A 19723-nucleotide genomic window follows, 5' to 3' on the forward strand; every position below is an offset into this window, starting at 1 on the left:
CCCCTTGTTCATCCCCCGTTGGTCAGGCCGGACCGGGGCGCCGTGGCGAGATGGGCACCGACCCGCTTGACCATGAGCGTCATCTCGTACGCCACCTGGCCGACGTCCGATTCGGAGTCGGCGAGCACGGCCAGGCAGGAGCCGTCACCGGCGGCGGTGACGAACAGGAAGGCGTCCTCCAGCTCGACGACGGTCTGGCGGACCCGGCCCGCCTCGAAGTGCCGGCCCACGCCCTTGGCCAGGCTGTGGAAGCCCGAGGCGACGGCGGCGAGGTGCTCGCCGTCCTCGCGGGTGAGGTCCTTCGAGGCGCCGGTGGCCAGGCCGTCGCTGGAGAGCACCAGGGCCTTGCGGATGGAGCCGACGCGCTGGACCAGTTCGTCGAGGAGCCAGTTCAGCTCTCCGTTGCCCTGGGCGGCGCTGTGGGTTGCTGCGGCGTTCGGTGCGGTCATCGACCGTCCCCCTCGGGTGTCGTTCCTCGTGCTGTCGTTCCGGGCGCTGTTCCGGGTGCTGAACCGGGCGTCGCCGCCCGGGAGTCCGTCGTGCCGGCTCCGGCCGGGCCGGGTTCGGGCACCCCGTCGTTCTGCCGGCGGCCGCGCTGCCAGCCGCGCTGCATCGAGGCCATGCGGCTGCGCACCTCCTCGGCGTCCCGCTCGAAGGGGTCGGTCCCGGGCCCGGAGCCCGCGGGGCCGGCGGCCGGCCGGGCCTCGTCGCGGGCGCCGTGCGCCCGCAGCTGCGGGGCGAGGCTGGCCTGGCGCACCCGGCGGGGCAGTCCGTCGAACAGGGGTTCCTCCTCCTGCGGCGGTACGGGCACCAGGGTGGGCGCGGGCCGGACGCGAGCCAGTTCCATGGTGTCTCCGTCTCCCGGTCCGTGGCTGTGACCGTGTCCGTCGTTCCCGGTGACGTGCCGGGAGTCGTCGCCGGAGGTGCCGTGGCCGGCCGGGCCCGCCGGGGCGCGGCCCGGTTCGTCGAGGCGCCGGCCGTGGTCGACGACGAGCGTCGGCGTACGGCGGCGGGGCAGTTGGACGGGGCCGTCGGCGAGGTCCCCGCCGGCCGGGCCCGCCGGGTCGGCGGCGCCGCCCGGGGCGGGCTGGTGCTGCTCGCCGCGGCGGCGGTGTTCGCGGGCGCGGAACAGTCCGCCGCGCTCGCTCTCGGTGTCGAGGAGGTCGGCCGCGCCGTCGAGCAGATCGTCGAGGGAGCCCGACTCCAGCGGCGCTTCGAGTTCGACGGGGCCGTCCAGGACCGGGCTCGGAACGGGTTCCGGGGCCGGGTCGGGGACCTTGGCGAGGGCGGGGCGGCGGCGCGGCAGCCCGGCCGGGCCGGTGGTCTGGGCGCGGTCGCCGCTCTCGCCGGCGGCGCCGTCGCGGCCGGCTCCCGGGCGTCCGTTGTCACGGTCCAGGCGGAAGCCGGCGCCCTGCGTCTCGGGGGCGTCGGTGAGCAGCGTGGCCGGGATGAAGACGACCGCGGTGGTCCCGCCGTACGGGGAGGTCTGCAACGACACCCGGACGTTCTGGCGCTGGGCGAGGCGGCTGACGACGAAGAGACCGAGGCGGTCGGTGTCGGACAGCTCGAACTCGGGGGTCTCGGCGAGCCGGAGGTTGGCTTCGAGGAGGACCTCGGGGTTCATGCCGAGGCCGCGGTCGTGGATCTCCAGGGTGAAGCCGTTGGCGACGCGCTCGCCGAGCACCTGGACGGCGGTGTGCGGGGGCGAGAAGACGGTGGCGTTCTCGAGGAGTTCGGCGACGAGGTGGGTGAGGTCGGCGACGGCGGGGCCGCCGACGCCCAGCCGGGGCAGCCGGCGGACCTCGATGCGCTCGTAGTCCTCGACCTCGGCGACGGCGGCGCGGACGACGTCCATCAGCTGGACGGGCTTGCGCCACTGCCGGGAGGGGGCGGCGCCGGAGAGGATCACCAGACCCTCGGCGTGCCGGCGCATACGGGTCGTCAGGTGGTCGAGCCGGAACAGGTCGGCCAGCTCGTCGGTGTCCTCGGTGCGCCGCTCCATGGTGTCGAGGAGGGTGAGCTGACGGTGCAGCAGGACCTGGTTGCGGCGGGCCAGGTTGACGAAGACCTCGGAGACGCCGCGGCGCAGCTCCGCCTGCTTGACGGCGGCCTCGACGGCGGCGCGCTGCAGGGTGTTGAGGGCCTGGCCTACCTGGCCGACCTCGTCCTCGCTGTAGGTGAGCTGGGGCACCTCGGTCGCGGTGTCGACGTCCTCGCCGGCGGCGAGCCGGCGCATCACGCTGGGCAGCCGGACGCCGGAGACCTCCTGGGCCTCCTTGCGCAGCCGGCGCAGGTCGCGGACGAGGCCGCGGCCGACGCGGACGGAGACGACGATGGAGACGAGGAGGGCGACGAAGCCGAGGACGCCGGCGATGCCGGCCTTGAGCAGGACGCGGTACGCGACGGGCTGGAGGCGTTCCTGGAGGCGCTCTCCGGCCGCGTAGTTCTCGCGGGCCAGGGCGTCGAGGACGGGGGTGGTCTGTTCCTGCCAGAGCTGGGCGGTGACGGCGCGCGGGCTGTCGGTGGGGCCCGCGGCTATCAGGGCCTCCTCCGACTTGCGCAGGGGCGCGGTCTCGGCGCCGGTCCAGTACTTCTCGTACCGGTCGCGGTCGCCCGCGGGCAGGACCTCCAGGTTGGTGTCGTAGTAGGTCCTGCGGGTGGCGACGATGTCGGTGAGGGCGCGGATCTCCGCGGGGGTGATCCGTTCGGCGACGAGCGCGGAGCCGACCAGCGCGTCCTCGCGGGCGACGATCTCGCGGGCTCGGGTGATGCCGACGAGGGCGCGGCCCTGCTTGTCCATCTCCACGTCGTCCAGGGCGTGGAGGGACATGAGGAAGCCGTAGCAGGGGTCGACCAGGCGGTTGAAGAAGTCGAGCGCCTGCATCCGGCCGACGCTGCGGTTCTCCACGGAGCGGCGCAGCGAGTCGAGGCCGTCGAGGGCTTCGAGGAGGAGGGAGAGCCGCTGGGCGGTGGCGGGCGGCATGTCGCCGCTCACGCCGGGCTCGGCGGCGTTGCGCCGGATCAGGGCGACCTGCTGGTCGGTGGCCTCGCGTTCCTGGCGCAGCCGGGTCATGGCCTCGGCGGCGCGGGGATCGGCGAGATAGACGAGGGATTCGCGGCGTTCCTTCTGCAGGACACGGGCGGTGTCCTCGATCGGGTAGCCGATCTTGTCCATGATGTAGCCGGTGTCGAGGAGCGTACGGGCCTCGCGGCCGGTCAGGACCGTGGAGAAGCCCCACAGTCCGGTGAGGGAGACGAGCGGTACGAGGAGCAACGCCACGATCTTCCGGCGGATGGATTTCCCGCGAAAGCGCATGGCCTCCCCCAGCTCGGCCTCCGCGGCCGCGGAGGCTCCTCACATCGGCACGCCTGGCGTCAACACGCGGCGTCAACCTTCGGCTTCAACTAACGGCGGCGCGAGCCTACTACTGCATCACGGCCAATCCGAAGGCGTGGCCGGTCGATTTTCGGCCGGTCGGGAAGGTGTTGATCATGAGATGTCCCGGTATTCGGGGAGTTGCGTTGCACTGGTGTGGCGCAGGACACCCGCTGGTCAGGGCTTTCCACGGGGCGGGCGGTTGGCTGGAATTGTCTGTTCCGCTCCCGCCGTGACCGACCCCCGGCGAAACCTTTTCCCTCCCTCATGCGTCATTCTGTACGGGGGAGGCTTGTGTCCGCGTAAAGCGACTCAAAACGGGCAGCCACCCGGAACACATCGGTGGTGGGGAGTGACGGCGCTATGGAACACGAGGCGCAGCCGGTACGGCAATTGTGGGTGGACGACGAGCGGGGCCGGCGAAGGATGCCGGACCCGGTGCGAACGGCGGCGGTACGGGCCGTTCTGATCGTCTCGGTGACGCTGATCCTTTCGATGGTCGCCTTCCTGTGCTCGGTCACAGGATCGTGGCTGGCGTTCCCGATGACGCTCGCGGCGATAGCCGGCACGGTCGTCGCGACCTGGTCGGTGCTCGACGTATGGATCACCCGTCAGGTGTGGCGACAGCGCAACGGGGTCGTCTCCGAGCCGAGCAGTGCGGAGCGACCGCTGCGGCGGGAACGCCGCCAGGAGGAGTCCCAGGAGCACCCCGGGCCCGCGGCCCGCGCGGGCAAGGGGCTGCTCCCGGAGGGGGCTCTCTCGGAGGCGGCCTGACCGTCAGCGGCTTTCTCGGGCGTACCCGAGGGGCCGGAAGCAACACCCGGCGGACGGCCGTGGAGCGGTGGAGGTCTCACCGCTCCACGGCCGTTCGCACGTCCGGACCTCCCCGGCGTGCGGAGCGCCGCCGTCTCCGGTGAGGTGAGAGTCGACGACACCGATGCCGGTCGCCGAGCCGTGCCACGGCCGTGCGACGCCGAGGAGACAAGGCCCCCGATGAGGTTCGACTTCACCGCACGACTCGCGGCGGCCGTGACCGCCGCGACGACGATCATGGCGATGGGCTCGGCGGCCGCCGCCGCGCCCTCGGGCGGGGACGGCAGACCGTTCCTCGACCCGCTGCACACCGTCTCGACCATCGCCTCGACCGTTCCGGACAACGGGGACCTCAACCCGTACGGCACTGTCCTGATCGACAAGAGCGTGGGCGACCTGCGCCGCGGCAACGTCCTGGTCAGCAACTTCAACAACGCCGCGAACCAGCAGGGCACCGGGACCACGCTCGTGCAGGTCGATCCCGACGGCTCGGCCAGCCTGTTCGCCCGCATCGACCCGGACCGCCTGCCCGGGCCGTGCCCCGGCGGGGTCGGGCTGACCACCGCGCTGTCCGTCCTGCCCGGCGGCTGGGTGGTGGTCGGCAGCCTGCCGACGGCGGACGGCACCTCCGACACCGCGCAGGCCGGATGCCTGATCGTGCTGGACCGGCACGGCGAGGTCCGCGAGACGTTCAGCGGCCACGGGATCAACGGCCCCTGGGACATGACCGCGCGGAGCTGTGGCGACCGGACCGATCTGTTCGTCACCAACGTGCTCAACGGCACCGTCGCCGCCGGCGGCGACGTCGTGCGGGAGGGCACCGTGCTGCGCATCAGCCTGCGCACGCACGACGACCGGCCGCCGACCCGGGTCGACACGACCGAGATCGGTTCGGGCTTCGCCGAGAAGACCGACCCGGCGGCGCTCGTGATCGGGCCGACGGGCGTCGGACTGAAGGGCTCGACGCTCTACGTGGCCGACACCGTCGACAACCGCATCACCGCGATCCCCGACGCGCTGACCCGGGACGACAGCGCCGGCACCGGCGACGTGGTCACCACCGACGACAACCTCAACGGTCCGCTCGGCCTCGCGATCACCCCGAAGGGCGACATCCTCACCGTCAACAGCGGTGACGGCAACATCGTCGAGACCACCCGCAGGGGTGAGCAGGTGGCCGTCCGCACACTCGACAGCAGCGGCACCCCGCCGGGAGCGGGCGCGCTGTTCGGGCTCGCGGTCGCCGCGAAGCCGGACCGGGTCTACTTCGTCGACGACGCGACCAACACGCTGAACCTGCTCAGCCGGCCCTGAGGCAGGGGTGGGGCGCCGCCGGAACACGACGGCACCCCACCACCGTCTTTCTAGGTTTTCTCCAGGTAGGCGAGGACGGCGCGGACCCGGCGGTTGCCATCCTGGTCGTCGGTGATGCCGAGCTTGCCGAACAGCGAGGTCGTGTACTTGCCGATGGCGCCCTCGCTGAGGAACAGGCGGCGGCCGATGGCCTGGTCGGACAGGCCCTCGGCCATCAGGGCCAGGACCGTGTGCTCGCGCTCGGTCAGCCGTTCCAGACCGCGGGCCGGGGAACCAGCGGACAGCAGCCGCGCGATCACGGCCGGGTCCAGGGCGGTCCCGCCACCCGCGACGCGCTCCAGGGCGTCGACGAACTGCTCGGCTTCGAAGACGCTCTCCTTGAGCAGATAGCCGACGCCGCCGGAACCGTCGGCCAGCAGCTCGCGGGCGTACAGCCGCTCGACATGCTGGGAGAGGATCAGGACCGGGAGCCCGGGCACCTCGGCACGGGCGTCGAGAGCCGCCCGCAGGCCCTCGTCCCGGTGGGTCGGCGGCATCCGGACGTCGATGACGGACACGTCGGGGCGCCAGGTCCGCAACGCGTCGAGGGTCTCGGGGCCGGTGGCCGCGGTCGCGACCACCTCGTGCCCGTAGGCCTCGATCAGGCGGACCAGGCCGTCCCGCAGGAGGTAGAGGTCTTCGGCTACGAGAACGCGCATGGCACCGTCATCCTGACACGCGTCGGCCCGCCGGGCGGACTCGTGACCTCCAGAGTGCCGTCGAACACCGCGAGGCGGCGGCGCAGCCCGTCGAGGCCCCCGCCGGCCTCGAATCCCGCGCCGCCACCGCCGTCGTCCCGGACCTCGGCGACCGCGCCGGAGCCGTCCCGGCCGGCGGCGAGGGCGACGCGCGCGTGCGAGGCCCCGGCGTGCTTCACCACGTTGGTGAGCAGTTCGGCGACACCGAAGTAGACGGCCGACTCGACCGGCGCCTCCAGGCGGGGAAAGCCCCCAACGCCGCCGGACTCCGCGTCGACATCGACATCGACGGGGAGGGCGACGTCCAGGGCGAGAGCGCGTATCGCGTCGGCGAGCCCCCGCTCGCTCAGGACGGGCGGGCTGATGCCCCGAACGAGTTCGCGCAGTTCGGCCAGCGAGGCGGCGGCGCCGGTCCGCGCGTCCCGCATCAGCGCCCGGGCCCCTTCGGGGTCGGTGTCCATCAGCCGCTCGGCGGTCGCGAGCGAGAGCCCGAGCCCGACGAGGCGGGCCTGCGCCCCGTCATGCAGATTCCGCTCTATGCGGCGGATCTCGGCGGCCTGCGCGACCGTCACGTCGGCGCGCTGCGCGGTCAGTTCGCCGACGCGGTCGGCCAGGGCCATCGCCGGGGACGGGCGCAGGAAGCGGACGGCGACCGGCTCGACGGGCCGCCACGCGTACGGGGCCGAGCCGACGGCCAGCAGCAGGGCGAGCACCCCGGCGAGACGCTGGGCGGGGCGGGCCCGGCCCCGCTCAGCCCGAGCACGGCGAAGGCCGCGCCGGCCGGCGGGAGGACCGCGACCAGGCCCGCGGTGAACGGCGCGATCGCGGTGAACCGCAGGTCGCGCCAGGTGGCCGGGTCGCTCCAGCGGATCCGCCACTTCTGGTCCAGCAGGGCGTCCCGGCGGCTGCGCTCGTAGGAGAAGCCGTTCCACCAGTACCCGGTGGACAGCCGGCCGACCGGGCCGGGCCGCCGGTGTCCGGCGGGCAGGTCGGTGCCGGTCCAGCGTGCGACGAGGAAGCGGACCGCCCGGCAGACCGGGCCGGACAGGGCGAGGGTGCCCGTGCCCACCAGGATCAGCGGCAGCAGCCAGGACCAGGGGTTGCCCGCCCCCCAGTGGATCCCCAGGGCCACCGCTCCGGCCCACACGGCGGGTACCAGGAGGGTCACGGCCGCCACGGCACAGGCCCGTACGAATCCCACGGCCGCCGCCACCGCCCAGCCCCTTGGCCGTCCCATGGTCTCCCCCTGTTCCCGGGCCCGGGGAGTTCCCGGGTCCGTCCGCCGCTGTCACGTTCCCACTGTGCACCGCGTGCGGGCCGTCCGAGCTCTTGCCCGGCAAGGAGTGGGGCTTGCCCCACCCCGACGTGGGGCAAGGCCGATTCCGCGCCCGGCGGTCCGTTCGTAGTGTCGTGGGCATGGACCTCACCGCTCAGCACGCCACCACGACCGCGCCGGCCCTCGCCGACGCCTCCCCCGCCCACGACGCCCTCACCACGGTGCGGCGCTGCGTCGTGCTCTACGGCGCGCTCGGCGGCGCCGCCCTCGCCGGCGTCGTCACGGTGGCGGGCGCCGGACATCCTGTGAACACCTTCATGTGGGTCAGGGCGGTGTTGCTGCCGCTCGTCGCCGTGTTCCTGCACCGCTTGGCCGTCGCCGCCTCCCGGGGGGACCGCAAAGCCTTCGAACGGCTGCGCGGCCTCGCGGCCGTCCTGCCGGTCGCGATCGTCGGCGTGGACCTGATCCCGGGGGTCTGCCCACCGTGGTACGCCGTGCTCCAGGCGGTCTGCGTGCTGCCCGTCGCCGGTGTGGCGGTCCTGACCCGGCGCGCGGCGCTGCGCGCCGTCTTCCCCAAGGTCCGCCAGAGAGCGTGACGGTGCCGGAGCCGGGAGACGGGCCGGTCCGCCGGGAAACACGATGCTTCCCGGCGGACCGTCGCCTGTTCCACGCCTACGCCTGCGCCTCGGCGCCCGTCGTCGCGGCCTCGGCCGGCGACCGGCGGAACATCCGGGTCGCCGTGATCTCGCCGTGGATCGTCTCGCCGCCCTCGGTGGCCGGCTGCGGCAGGCCCGGCCGCAGGTGCTCCTCCACGCTGATGTACTTCAGACCCGCGCGCAGGTCGGCGTCGTTGCGCAGCCGGATGACCAGCGGGAACTCGGCGAGCGCCGTGGTGTCGAACAGACCCGTGGTGTAGAGCAGCTGGACACCGAGCGCGTCCGACACGGCCCGCTGGAGCTCCAGCAGGTACGTGGCGTTGGCGCGGCCGATCGGGTTGTCGAGGAACAGGGTGCCCGCGTGCCGGTGCTTGTCGCGGCCCCGGTCGTTGGAGCGCAGCGCGGCCATCGTGCAGTAGAGGGCGATGGCGGCGGTGAGCAGCTGGCCGCCGGAGAAGACGTCGCCCATCTGCCCGACCGGGACGCGCTCGGCGCGCAGCACCGCGTCCGGCTTGAGGATCTCGACCGCGATGCCGCGCGGTTCGAGCGCCGCCTGGACTCCGCGCAGCAGCAGTGACATGCCGTCGCGGCGCAGGTCGGAGTTCTTCTTCACGGCGGCGCGGGTGGCCTCGTCGACCACCTCGCCGAGCCGCTCGGTGAGGGTGGCCGCGTCGGGCTCCTCGAAGCGGATCCGCAGGAACTCCTGGCCCGACCACTCCCCCAGGCCCTCGGGCAGCTGGGACAGCCGCTGCGCCGAACGCAGCGTGGCGAGCGAGGACTCCACCAGGCCGCGCAGCCGGTCGACGATCGAGTCGCGGTTGCGCTCCAGCTGCGCCAGCTCGTCGGTGAGCACCCGCAGCCGGGGCGCGAACGCCTCGGCCCACTTCGCCGCGTGCTCCGGCAGCGCGGCGGCGGGCAGTTCGCGGATCTGCTGCCGGGCCGGAGTGCGGACCTGCTCGTAGCGGGTGGAGTTGGCGTGCCGGACGAGGATGTCGCCGGCCTCGCGGACGGCGGCGTCGGCGGCCGACAGGTCGGCGGCGCAGCCGCGCAGCGAGCGGCGGGCCTCGGCGGCGGCGGTGCGGGCCTCGGCGAGCGGGCCCGGGTACGGCTCGGGCTCCTCCTGCTCGGCGTCGGTGATGTCGGGGTTGTCTCGGAGCAGGTCGCGCAGCAGGGCGGCGGTCTCGTCGAAGCCGCCGGCGGCGTCCTCGGCGGCCCGGTGGCCCTGGAGCAGCCCGGCGTGGGCGGCGCGCGCGGCCTCCAGCGCGTCGGTGCGGGCGGCGAGTTCGCCGGTGGCCGTACGGAGCAGGGTCTGGGCGTGGTCGGCGTCGCCAGGGATCAGCTCCTCGGACAGCTCGGTGTGCGCCTCGCCGTCCTCGGGGGCCAGCCGCTCGGCCTCGCCGCGCAGCCGGCCCAGCTTCTCGCTGGCCTCGGAGGTGCGCGACTCCAGCTTGTGGACCAGTTCCTCGGCGCGGGCGGCGGCGGCCTGGCGGGACGGGCCGTCGGCGCCGTCGGTGGACTCCAGGAGCTGCTCGGCGCGGGTGCGGACCTTGTTGGTGAGCCGGTCGAGTTCGGCGAGGGCGGCGGACTCGTCGCTCTCGGCGCGGGCCTGCTCGGCGCGCAGGTCGGCGCCGACGCCGACCTTCTCGTACACCTGGGACGCGGCCCGGTACGCCTCGCGGAGCACGGAGAGCGCGACGCGCGGCGCGGCCGGGTCCTCCTCCGGGAGGCTCTCGGGGGCGCCGGCGATCTCGGCGCGCTCGGCGCGCAGGGCGCGGGCGGTGCGGTGGGCGTCGTCGGCGGCGCGCTGGGCGGCGCGGCGGTCCTCGTCGGCGGCGCGGGCGCGCTCCAGGCAGACCTGGGCGCGGGCCTCGTACTCGGTGGCGTCGTCGGCGAGTTCGCGCAGCTTGACCGGCCAGGCGGAGCGCTCTCGGAGCCGGAAGGCGAGTCCGGCGAGGGCGTCGGCGGCGCGGCGGGCGCGCTGGGCGGCCTCCTGGCGCTCGTCGCGCACCGTGCGGGCCTCGGCGGCGGCCTCGTCGGCCTCGGCCCGTACCGTACGGGCCTCGGCGAGGGCGGCGGTCGCGGTCTCGGCGGCGGTCCGGGCGGCCGCGGCGGCCGCCGCCAGTTCGGCGAGCATGCCGAGCGGGCAGTCGGCGCGCCAGGCGCCGATGCGGGCGGCGAGGGAGCGGTCGCCGGTGAGCCGGCCGGCGAGGGTCCGGATCTCCTCGTCGCGGGCGGCGGCGCGGGCGCGCAGGGCCTGGCGTTCCTCGTCGGCGGCGTGCTCGTCGTGCATGGCCGGGTTCGGCGGCACGAGGAAGACGTCCGTGTCCTGCGCGGCGTCGGGCGCGGGCACGGGGGCGAGGAGGGCGGCGGCGGTGCCGACGGCCACGGTGGAACGGGGCAGCAGGGCGGCGCCGGCGAGCGCCTCGCGGGCCCGGACGTACGAGGCGGGGTCGGTGATCACGACGCCGTCGACCAGCTCGGGGCGGCCGGCGAGGACGGCGGCGTGGTCGGCCGGGTCGACGGACTGGGCGAGGTAGCGCCAGCCGGGGAGGGCGGGGATACCGTGCTCGCCGAGGAACTCGACGGTGGCCAGGACGTCGGGGCCGGGCGGCAGCAGACCGCCGTCGCCGAGGGCGCCGAGGATGCGGTTGTCGTCGGCGGCGGCCGTGCGCAGGTCGAAGAGCTGGCGCTCGGCGGTGGCGATGGACTGGTCGAGCAGGGCCCGCAGGTCGTCGGCGTTCCGGTCGAACTCGGTGACCGTGAGGGCGGCGCCGTCGGCCGCGGTCTCCTCGGCGACGGCCTCCTCCGCGGTGGACGCGGTGTCGCCGGTGCGCTGGCCCGGGAGCGGGGATCCGCCCGGGGCGGCCGTGCCGGGCAGGCCGAGCAGGTCGGCCAGGCGCGGTTCGGCGGCCAGCGACTCGGCGGCGCGGCGCTCGGCGTCGTAGGAGTGCCGCGCGGCCTCGGCGGCGTCGGCGGCGCGGGCGGCGGCGAGTTCGGCGCGGGATTCGGCGGCGGCCGTCTCGCGGGCCCGCTCGGTGGCGGTCCGCGCGGCCTCGCGCGCCGTGTCCCAGGCGGCGACGGTGGTCTTCTCGGCGTCGGCGGCGGCGAGCGCGGCACGGGCCGGGTCGGCGTCGGGCGCGGTGTCGTCGAGCCAGCCGGCCCGGACGGCCTCGGCCGTCTCCTGCTCGACCTCGGCGAGGCGCTGGCGCAGGTGGCCGGCCTCGCTGCGGGCGCGCTGGGCCTCGGTGGCGGCGGAGGTGGCGTCGCGGTGGGCGGCCTCGCCGGCTTCCTGGAGGATGGCCCCCCGCTCCTCCTCCTCGGCCGCGTGCCGCTCGCCCTCCTCGGCGGCGGACGCGAGGGCCCGTACCAGATCGGCGGCGGCCTTGGCGCGGGCGGCGAGCGCCGGGGCGGCGTCCCGCTCGGCCTCGCGGATGGCGGTGGCGACGCGCGCGGAGCGGTCGCTCGCGGCGCGGTGGCGCAGCACGGACTCGGCGGCCTGCCAGGCGGCGTGCAGGGTGCGGGCGTCGATGAGTTCGCGGCGCTGGGCGGCGGCGCCCTTCTCGGCGGCGGCGAGTGCCAGCGAGGCGTGCCGGTAGGCGAGTTCGGCGGCGACGAGGGAGGCCCGGCCGCGGGCGGTCTCGGCTTCGGAGACGGCGTGGGCGGCGGAGGTGACCTGCTGGGCGAGCTCGGCGGCCCGGGCGCGTTCCGCGCCGGCGCGGGCGGACAGCCGGCGGGCCAGGGCGCGGGTGCGGCGCTCGGCCCCGGCGTGGACGTCGCGGGTGCGGGCGCGGGTCTCGGTGGCCTCGACGATCCGGGTGAGCAGGTCGACGGAGCCGGCGGTGAACTCGCGTTCGGCGGTGAGTTCGGCGCGCCGGCCGAGCTTGTTGCCGAAGCCGCTGATCAGGTCGGCGAGGCCGTCGGTGTCGCGGGTGTCGGTGACGGCGCGCAGCAGCAGGTCGGTGAAGTCGGAGTCCTTCTTGACCGCGAAGAGGCCGGCGGCCTCGCCCTCGTCGGCGTTCATCTCCCGCTGGTAGCGGAAGAGTTCGGGGTCGAGGCCCAGCTCGCCAAGGTGCTCGTTCCAGCGGTCGTGGATCTCCTCCCAGACGACCTCCAGGTGCGGGTACGCCTTGCCGGCCTCGGTGAGGGCGTCGCGGAAGCCCTTCATGGTGCGGCGGCGGCCGGTGGCGCCGGACGCGCCCTCGACGGGCGGGCGGACGGCGGTGGCCTCGGCGACCGGCAGGTTGTCCAGGCTGAGCCCGGGGCCGGGGCGGAAGGAGTACCAGGCCTCCGCGAACTTGCGCGGGTCGTTGGAGACCTGACGGCCGCGCCACTCGCTGACCTTGCCGACGACGACGAGTTCACCGGTGAGGGTGTGCTGCCACTCCAGGGCGACATGGCCGCAGTCGTCGGCGAGCAGGAACTTGCGGAGCACGCCGGAGCTGGCGCCGCCGAGGGTGTTGCGGTGGCCCGGGAGCATGACCGAGAAGATCAGCTTGAGCAGGACGGACTTGCCGCCGCCGTTCTCCAGGAAGAGCACGCCGGCGGGGGCGGGGCGGCGCGGCGGGCCGACCGGTTCCTCCTCGAAGAACTCCGCCTGGGTGGGCGCGGGACGGGGCACGGGTGCGCCGACCCCGCGCAGGTCCAGAACGGTGTCGGCGTAGCGGGCACCGGCCGGGCCGATGGAGTAGAGGCGGACCCGGGACAGCTCGTACATGTGCGGCGGACTCTCGTCGTGTCGTGCGGGGATCGGGCGGCGGATCGGACTGCGTGAAGGGAGGTGGGGAGACGGTGGGGCGGCAGTCGGGGGTCAGGCGTGGAAGGGCAGGCCGGCGTCGGCGGCGAGTTCCAGGTCGTCGCCCTCGGGCGGCGGCAGGAGGGTCGCGGAGCCGTCGCTGACGGAGACGACGCCCAGTTCGAGCAGTTCGGTCAGGGCGGCGCTGCCGGCCATGTCGCGGACCTGGAGCTGGTAGCGGGCGGTGGTGCGGTAGGCACCGCCGGACTCGTCGCCGGTGCGCTGGAGGAAGCCGGAGTCGGTGAGGAAGGCGACGGCCTTGCCGACGATGCCCGTGGTGGAACCGGCCAGACGGCGGGCGTCCTTGGTGGCGCCGGTGGCGCTGCGCCGGGCGTAGATCCGCCAGGCGGCCTCCAGTCCGGGGGCGTCCGTGGCCGGGTCGGTGTTCTCCCCGTCCTGTTCGGCACGCTCCTCCAGGCGGCGGCAGGCCTGCCGGACGAAGGTGTCGACGCCGTTGACGGTGAGCCGGCCGATGTAGCCGTCGTCGGCCAGGTCCTCGGGCCTCGGGAAGGCCATGGCGGCGACGGCGAGGTGGGCGAGGCCGTGCAGGAAGCGGTCGGCGGAGTCGGTGGCGGCACGGCGGGCGTAGTCGCCCATGCGGACCGCGAAGACCGAGTCCTCGGCGGCGGTGACGGCCATGCCCGCGCGCGGGGAGACCTCCAGGACAACAAGGCCGAGGCCGGTCGCGACGGCGTCGGCGAGGCGCGCGAAACCGGGGTCCTCGCGGTAGCGGCGGAGCAGTTCGGCGTACTCGGCGTCGCGGGCGGGCAGCAGCTTGGGCTGGAGTCCGAAGGAGACGAGCCGGGCGGCGTCGGCCGCGTCGGCGGGGGTGAGCGCCGTGGCTGCGGGGTGCGCGGCCGGGGTCTGCGGGGCCTCCGGCTCGTTCCACGCCTCGGTGTGCTCGACGTGGTGTTCGCTCACGGCTGGGACTCCTCGGTACGGCGGTTCGGTGACTCGGGTTCGGGCTGGGGTTCGGGCCGGGGCTCGGACCCGGGCAGGGCCACGGGTTCGTGCGGGGCCACGGGTTCGGGCAGGGGCAGGCGTACGGGCGTCACGGCGACGGTCCGTACGGGGCGCGGGGGCTCCGTGCCGGACGCGCCGCCGGGCTCGGCGTCCAGGCGCCGGCCGCGCGGCAGCGGTACGGCCCGGACGTACGCGCGCGGGGACGATCCGGCGGCGGCCGGACGCGGTGCCCCGGTCCCGTCCGGCCGCTGGACGACGATGTGCGTCACGCGCAGGGCGGGGGTGTGGATGCCGGTGTCGGCGCCTTCCCCGGGCACGGAGGGCGACCCGGCCGCGGCCGGCGGTTCCTCGCCCGAACGCGCCGGTGCGTCACCATCCGGCGGAAGCGGCGCGGACGGCCGCGCGGACGGTGGCGTGGACGGCTCGGTCACGAGGCCTCCGTACGGTCGGCGGCCATGCCGACGGCGTCGAGGAGCGCGGTGCCGACGATGAGGTCGGCGCCGCCGAACTCGTGGTCGTCGAGCGGGGTGCCGTCGTCGACCGCGAAGAGCAGCCGCTCCTCGCCCTGGCGGTAGGCGGTGCCGACCGGCGGGCTGGCGGCGTGCACGGCGAGCAGGGCGACCAGATAGGGCAGGTCGGGGTCGCGCAGCCGGGCTTCGGCGAGCAGTCCGGACAGCCGGCGCGGGGCGTCGTGCTCCAGGTCGAGCAGTTCCATGGCGCTCGCCAGCTGCTCCTCGCTGAAGCGGCTGTCGTCGGGGGTGGCGATCAGGTCCGGCTCGGGCATCTCCGCGCCGAGGTGCTGGCGTTCCACGGGCGGCGTGAGCAGCAGGTCGACGAGATCGCCTATCCGGACGGAGGCGGGGGTGCGCAGTCCGGTGCCGTGCGCGAAGAAGGCGTCGGTGACCCGGGTGGCCTGCTCGGCCGGGAGCGGCAGGACCGGGGCGAGCAGCTGCCCGTACAGGTCGAGTCCGGTGTACGCGGTGGGCGCGGCGAACGCCTGGCGGTCCTGCTCGGCGCGGAACAGCGGGCCGGCCTCCAGGAGCCGGGACTGGAGCTGGGTGTGCCGGCGGATGCAGTCCTTGACGATGTCGACGAGCTCGGCGGCGCGGCGCTTGTGCTCCTGGTCCTCGGCCTCGTCGCGGGCCTTGCGGATGTTGGTGAGGATCGCGTTCTCGTGCCGGTAGCGGTCGGCGACGTGCTCCAGCGCCTCGGCGATCATGTCGGGGACGGTGTTGAGCCAGTCGACCGCGCGCACGTTGCGCCGGGTGGCCTCCAGGGTGCGGCGCAGGGTCTCCGCGTACTGCACGGTCCGGTAGCGGGCCTGTTCGGCGGCGAGCTGGGCGTCGGCGAGGCGGCCCCGGCGGATGAGCACCTCCAGCTTCACCTCGGCGGCGATCTGGGCGCTGGTGACGTCCGTGTCGAGGGCGCCGACCAGGACGTTGACGGCCTCGTCGGTGGTGCGCAGGCAGACTCCGCCGCCGTAGCCGGGGACCTCTTCGATGAGCTTGAAGTCGTAGTCGCGACGCGTGTAGACCCCGTCGGAGCCGAAGGTGCCGTAGACGGCGCGGAAGCCGCGGTCGACACTGCCGACGTTGATCAGGTTCTCCAGGACCCAGCGGGCCACCCGCTCGTGCTCGGCGGCGGGGCGCTCGGGGGCCTGCGCGGCGACGCGGGGCAGCAGCCGGGTGACGACCTGGTCGTGGTCGGCGCCGGTGTCGAAGTCCATGTGGAGGGTGACGAGGTCGATCGCGGCGAGGGCGACCTCGGCCATCGCGTAGACCGAGTACTCGCCCGCCAGATTGGCCTTGCGTACGTCGAGGTCGTGCAGCGGAGCGGTGCACGCGAGCGCGCGCAGCCGCCGCGCGAGCCCTTCGTCGGCGGCCGGGCCCTGCGCGGGGCGCGGCCCCGCGCTGAGCTGGGGCGGAGCAAGGTCCGTCGAGGCAGGCGAAGTCACGGTGCACAGACTAGGTCCTCGCGGCGACTACGGTCGAAACGGCGATTATGTGCCCGGTCGCACGGCCGGGCCGGGCGGCTGCGAAGGGGCGTTCCCGCCGCCCTCCTTGTCGTCGTCCTCCTCGTCCTTCTTGACGTCCTTCTTGACGTCCTTCTTGACGTCCTCCGGCGGGCCGTAGCCGCCCCCGCCCGGGGTGCGGACGACGAGGACGTCACCGGGGCCGACGTCCGTGGTGTCGATGCCGCCGAGGTCGTCGACGGTGCCGTCGGCGCGTTCCACGGTGTTGGCGCCGAGCGCGCCCGGCTCGCCGCCCGCCATGCCGTACGGGGGGACGCGGCGGTGTCCGGTCAGCAGCGCGAGGGTCATCGGCTCCAGGAACCGGATGCGGCGCTCGACCCCGGCCCCGCCGTGCCAGCGGCCGCGGCCGCCGCTGTCCTCGCGGACGCCGAACGAGTCGACGCGGACGGGCAGGCGCCACTCCAGGATCTCGGGGTCGGTGAGCCGGGAGTTGGTCATATGCGTCTGGACGGCGTCGGCGCCGTCGAAACCGTCCCCGGCGCCCGAGCCGCTGGCGACGGTCTCGTAGTACTGGACACGGTCGTTGCCGAAGGTGACGTTGTTCATGGTGCCGGAGCCCTCCGCCTGGACCCCGAGGGCGGCGTACAGGGCGCCGGTGACGGCCTGGGAGGTCTCGACGTTGCCGGCGACCGTGGCGGCGGGCGGCTCGGGCGCGAGCATGCAGCCGGGCGGCACCCGGACGTCGAGGGGTTCGAGGCAGCCGCTGTTGAGCGGGATGTCGTCGGCGACGAGGGTGCGGAAGACGTACAGGACGGCGGCCATGACGACGGCGGTGGGCGCGTTGGTGTTGCCGGGCCTCTGGGGCGAGGTGCCGGTGAAGTCGAGGACGGCCGAGCGGCGGGCACGGTCGACGCGGACGGCGACCTGGATGACGGCGCCGTCGTCCGTCTCGTAGCGACAGGACCCGTCGTGGAGGGTGGCGATGATCCGGCGGACCGACTCCTCGGCGTTGGCCCGGACGTGCCGCATGTACGCGTGGACGACGTCGAGGCCGAACTGGTCGACGGTCTTGCGCAGTTCCTCGATGCCCTTCTCGTTGGCGGCGATCTGGGCGCGCAGGTCGGCGAGGTTGGTGTCGGGATCGCGGGAGGGGTACGGGGCGTCGGCGAGCAGGGCCCGGGTCTCGGCCTCGCGCAGCGTGCCGTCGCGGACGAGGAGCCAGTTGTCGAAGAGGACGCCCTCCTCCTCGATGGTGCGGCTGAAGGCGGGCATGGAGCCGGGGGTGATGCCGCCGATCTCGGCGTGGTGGCCGCGGGAGGCGACGAGGAAGAGCAGGTCGGTTCCGGCGTCGTCGAAGACGGGGGTGACGACGGTGACGTCCGGCAGGTGGGTGCCGCCGTGGTACGGGTCGTTGATGGCGTACACGTCCCCGGGGCGCAGCTCGTCCCGGTCGCGCCGCAGCACCTCCTTGATGGACTCCCCCATGGAGCCGAGGTGGACGGGGATGTGGGGGGCGTTGGCGATGAGGTTGCCGTCGGGGTCGAAGAGCGCGCAGGAGAAGTCGAGGCGCTCCTTGATGTTGACGGAGCGGGCGGTGTTCTCCAGGCGGACGCCCATCTGCTCGGCGATCGCCATGAAGAGGTTGTTGAAGACCTCCAGGAGGACCGGGTCGACGTCGGTGCCGGCGGCCGTACGGGCGGGACGCGGGGTGACCCGGCGCAGCAGCAGATGACCGCCGTCGGTGGCGGTGGCGGCCCAGCCGGGGTCGACCACGGTGGTGGCGTCGGCCTCGGCGAGAACGGCGGGGCCGGTGGCGGTGTCGCCGGGGCGCAGGTCCTCGCGCCGGTAGAGCGGGGTGTCGGCCGGCGTGCCGCCGCTGTACGTGGTGACCGTGGCGCGCGGGGTGAGGGCGCCGCCGTGGCGGGTGCCGGCGGGGACGACGACGGGACCGTGCGGACCGGCCGTGCCGACGGCCTCGACCGAGACGGCCTCGACGACGAGGGGCGCGTCCGTGGTGAAGCCGTACCGCGCGCGATGCAGCGCCGTGAACGCGGCGCTCATCTCGTCGGCGGAGGCGAGGGGTATGGGGAGGCTCGCGTCGGTTCCGGCGTACCGCAACAGTACGCGCGCGTGAGTGGTGACCGCCTCGTCGGGGAGTCCGTCGGCGCGCAGGTCGGCGCGGGTGTCGTCGGCAAGTGCGGCGCAGAGCCGCTGGACCCGGTCGGCGGTGCCGGGCTCGTCGAGGCCCGCTTCGACGGACCGTTCGCGCATGGCGGTGGCGTCGGCGAGCCCGATGCCGTACGCGGACAGGACGCCGGCGAGCGGCGGGACGACGACGGTGTCGACGCCGAGCGCGTCGGCGACGGCGCAGGCGTGCTGGCCGCCGGCGCCGCCGAAGCTGGTGAGGGCGTAGCGGGTGATGTCGTGGCCGCGCTGGACGGAGATCTTCTTGACGGCGTTGGCCATGCTGAGGACGGCGATCTCCAGGAAGCCGCCGGCGACGTCCTCGGGGGTGCGGCCGCCGCCGGTCTCGGCGGCGAGGGCGGTGAACTTCTCGCGGACGACCTCGGCGTCCAGCGACTGGTCGCCGTGCTCGCCGAACACGGCGGGGAAGTGTCCCGGCTGGATCCGGCCGAGCATGACGTTGGCGTCGGTGACGGTCAGCGGGCCGCCGCGGCGGTAGCAGGCGGGGCCGGGGACGGCGCCCGCGGAGTCGGGGCCGACACGGTAGCGGCTGCCGTCGTAGTGGAGCACGGAGCCGCCGCCCGCGGCGACGGTGTGGATGCTCATCATCGGGGCGCGCATCCGGACCCCGGCGACCTGGGTACCGAGTTCGCGCTCGAACTCGCCCGCGTAGTGGGAGACGTCGGTGGAGGTGCCGCCCATGTCGAAGCCGACGACCCGGTCGTGGCCGGCCTGCGCGGCGGTGCGGACCATCCCGACGACGCCGCCGGCCGGGCCGGACAGGACGGCGTCCTTGCCGCGGAAGTGGGCGGCCTCCCGCAGACCGCCGTTGGACTGCATGAACATCAGGCGGATTCCGGCGAGGTCGCGGGCGACCTCGTCGACGTACCGGCGCAGGATCGGCGAGAGGTAGGCGTCGACGACGGTGGTGTCGCCGCGCGGGACGAGCTTGATCAGCGGGCTGACCTCGTGGGAGCAGCTGACCTGGGGGAAGCCCGCGGCGCGGGCGAGGGCGGCGACGCGCTCCTCGTGGCCGGGGTGGCGGTAGCCGTGCAGGAGGACGACGGCGGCGGAGCGCAGCCCGTCGTCGTGGGCGGCGGCCAGGGCGGCCGCGACCGCGTCCTCGTCGAGCGGTACGAGGACCTCGCCATGGGCGTCGATCCGCTCCGGTACCTCGATCACGCGCGCGTAGACGGCTTCGGGCAGCACGATGTGCCGGTCGAACAGGTGGGGGCGGTTCTGGTAGGCGATGCGCAGCGCGTCGCGGAAGCCGGTGGTGACGAGCAGGACGGTGGGTTCACCGCGGCGTTCCAGGAGGGCGTTGGTGGCGACGGTGGTGCCCATCTTGACGACGGCGATCCGGTCGGCGGGCACGGGTTCGCCGGGTTCGAGGCCGAGCAGGAGCCGGATGCCGGCGACGGCGGCGTCGTGGCGGCGGGCGGGGTCGTGGGAGAGCAGCTTGCGGGTGACGAGCCGCCCGTCGGGCCGCCGCCCCACGACGTCGGTGAAGGTGCCGCCGCGGTCGATCCAGAACTCCCAGCGTCCGGTCATGCCCTCATTGTGGCCTCGGGCCGGTTCCGGGTCCTGGTTTCGGCCGTTCCCGGGAGGCATGGGTGCGGGGTGATCATCGGTTCTAGGCT

General features: G+C 74.7%; 13 protein-coding genes. 3 read left to right on the forward strand and 10 right to left on the reverse strand.

The features are described from left to right. Positions 1-8: 8 nt before the first annotated feature. Together ABZ693_RS09780 and ABZ693_RS09785 are read right to left on the reverse strand one after the other, a co-directional pair. Complete coding sequence (locus ABZ693_RS09780) at positions 9-449, reverse strand: roadblock/LC7 domain-containing protein (protein ID WP_359875259.1); 441 nt, start codon at positions 447-449, stop codon at positions 9-11. Further along, a complete protein-coding gene (locus tag ABZ693_RS09785; protein ID WP_359875260.1) occupies positions 446-3316 on the reverse strand; it encodes a nitrate- and nitrite sensing domain-containing protein in 2871 nt (956 codons plus the stop codon). The genes ABZ693_RS09780 and ABZ693_RS09785 overlap by 4 nt, the downstream gene beginning before the upstream one ends. Positions 3317-3739: 423 nt before the next feature. On the opposite strand from ABZ693_RS09785, the gene ABZ693_RS09790 reads away from it, so the two are divergent. Together ABZ693_RS09790 and ABZ693_RS09795 are read left to right on the forward strand one after the other, a co-directional pair. After that, positions 3740-4150 (forward strand): hypothetical protein, encoded by a 411-nt coding sequence (locus tag ABZ693_RS09790; protein ID WP_359875261.1) that lies wholly within the window; start codon positions 3740-3742, stop codon positions 4148-4150. Positions 4151-4369: 219 nt separating this feature from the next. Beyond that, positions 4370-5503, forward strand: a complete 1134-nt coding sequence (locus ABZ693_RS09795) for an NHL repeat-containing protein (protein WP_359875262.1) — start codon at positions 4370-4372, stop codon at positions 5501-5503. A gap of 50 nt (positions 5504-5553) precedes the next feature. Here the strand turns inward: ABZ693_RS09795 and ABZ693_RS09800 are convergent, their stop codons facing one another. From ABZ693_RS09800 to ABZ693_RS09810, 3 genes are read right to left on the reverse strand one after another with little or no spacing between them, the layout of a single operon-like run. After that, positions 5554-6201: a response regulator transcription factor gene (locus ABZ693_RS09800; protein WP_359875263.1), complete on the reverse strand. Its 648-nt coding sequence runs from the start codon at positions 6199-6201 to the stop codon at positions 5554-5556. Then, positions 6186-6944, reverse strand: coding sequence for a sensor histidine kinase (locus ABZ693_RS09805; RefSeq protein WP_359875369.1), 759 nt, complete (start codon positions 6942-6944; stop codon positions 6186-6188). Before ABZ693_RS09805 ends, ABZ693_RS09800 begins: the two co-directional genes overlap by 16 nt. Continuing rightward, a complete protein-coding gene (locus ABZ693_RS09810) occupies positions 6830-7477 on the reverse strand; it encodes a hypothetical protein (protein ID WP_359875264.1) in 648 nt (215 codons plus the stop codon). Before ABZ693_RS09810 ends, ABZ693_RS09805 begins: the two co-directional genes overlap by 115 nt. A gap of 179 nt (positions 7478-7656) precedes the next feature. Here ABZ693_RS09810 and ABZ693_RS09815 point away from each other — a divergent pair, with 179 nt between their 5' ends. Then, positions 7657-8112, forward strand: coding sequence for a hypothetical protein (locus ABZ693_RS09815; RefSeq protein ID WP_359875265.1), 456 nt, complete (start codon positions 7657-7659; stop codon positions 8110-8112). 76 nt (positions 8113-8188) lie between these two features. Here ABZ693_RS09815 and ABZ693_RS09820 read toward each other — a convergent pair whose 3' ends face one another. From ABZ693_RS09820 to ABZ693_RS09840, 5 genes are all read right to left on the reverse strand, one after another. Next, positions 8189-12886, reverse strand: a complete 4698-nt coding sequence (locus tag ABZ693_RS09820; protein WP_359875266.1) for a hypothetical protein — start codon at positions 12884-12886, stop codon at positions 8189-8191. Between the two features lie 93 nt (positions 12887-12979). Beyond that, positions 12980-13885: a hypothetical protein gene (locus ABZ693_RS09825; RefSeq protein ID WP_359875267.1), complete on the reverse strand. Its 906-nt coding sequence runs from the start codon at positions 13883-13885 to the stop codon at positions 12980-12982. Then, positions 13882-14244 (reverse strand): hypothetical protein, encoded by a 363-nt coding sequence (locus tag ABZ693_RS09830; RefSeq protein ID WP_359875268.1) that lies wholly within the window; start codon positions 14242-14244, stop codon positions 13882-13884. Before ABZ693_RS09830 ends, ABZ693_RS09825 begins: the two co-directional genes overlap by 4 nt. Positions 14245-14354: 110 nt before the next feature. Next, entirely contained in the window at positions 14355-15881 is a 1527-nt protein-coding gene (locus ABZ693_RS09835) for a hypothetical protein (RefSeq protein ID WP_359875269.1), read from the reverse strand. Positions 15882-15926: 45 nt separating this feature from the next. Continuing rightward, positions 15927-19634, reverse strand: a complete 3708-nt coding sequence (locus tag ABZ693_RS09840) for a hydantoinase B/oxoprolinase family protein (RefSeq protein ID WP_359875270.1) — start codon at positions 19632-19634, stop codon at positions 15927-15929. Positions 19635-19723: the final 89 nt, after the last annotated feature.

Source organism: Streptomyces laurentii (assembly GCF_040635425.1).
GTDB classification, from domain to species: Bacteria; Actinomycetota; Actinomycetes; order Streptomycetales; family Streptomycetaceae; genus Streptomyces; species Streptomyces laurentii.

Coding starts and splice junctions, on each gene's coding strand:
- ABZ693_RS09790 (WP_359875261.1), top strand. CDS start 3,740: ATGGAACACGAGGCGCAGCCGGTACGGCAATTGTGGGTGGACGACGAG.
- ABZ693_RS09795 (WP_359875262.1), top strand. CDS start 4,370: ATGAGGTTCGACTTCACCGCACGACTCGCGGCGGCCGTGACCGCCGCG.
- ABZ693_RS09785 (WP_359875260.1), bottom strand. CDS start 3,316: ATGCGCTTTCGCGGGAAATCCATCCGCCGGAAGATCGTGGCGTTGCTC.
- ABZ693_RS09840 (WP_359875270.1), bottom strand. CDS start 19,634: ATGACCGGACGCTGGGAGTTCTGGATCGACCGCGGCGGCACCTTCACC.
- ABZ693_RS09810 (WP_359875264.1), bottom strand. CDS start 7,477: ATGGGACGGCCAAGGGGCTGGGCGGTGGCGGCGGCCGTGGGATTCGTA.
- ABZ693_RS09800 (WP_359875263.1), bottom strand. CDS start 6,201: ATGCGCGTTCTCGTAGCCGAAGACCTCTACCTCCTGCGGGACGGCCTG.
- ABZ693_RS09815 (WP_359875265.1), top strand. CDS start 7,657: ATGGACCTCACCGCTCAGCACGCCACCACGACCGCGCCGGCCCTCGCC.
- ABZ693_RS09780 (WP_359875259.1), bottom strand. CDS start 449: ATGACCGCACCGAACGCCGCAGCAACCCACAGCGCCGCCCAGGGCAAC.
- ABZ693_RS09820 (WP_359875266.1), bottom strand. CDS start 12,886: ATGTACGAGCTGTCCCGGGTCCGCCTCTACTCCATCGGCCCGGCCGGT.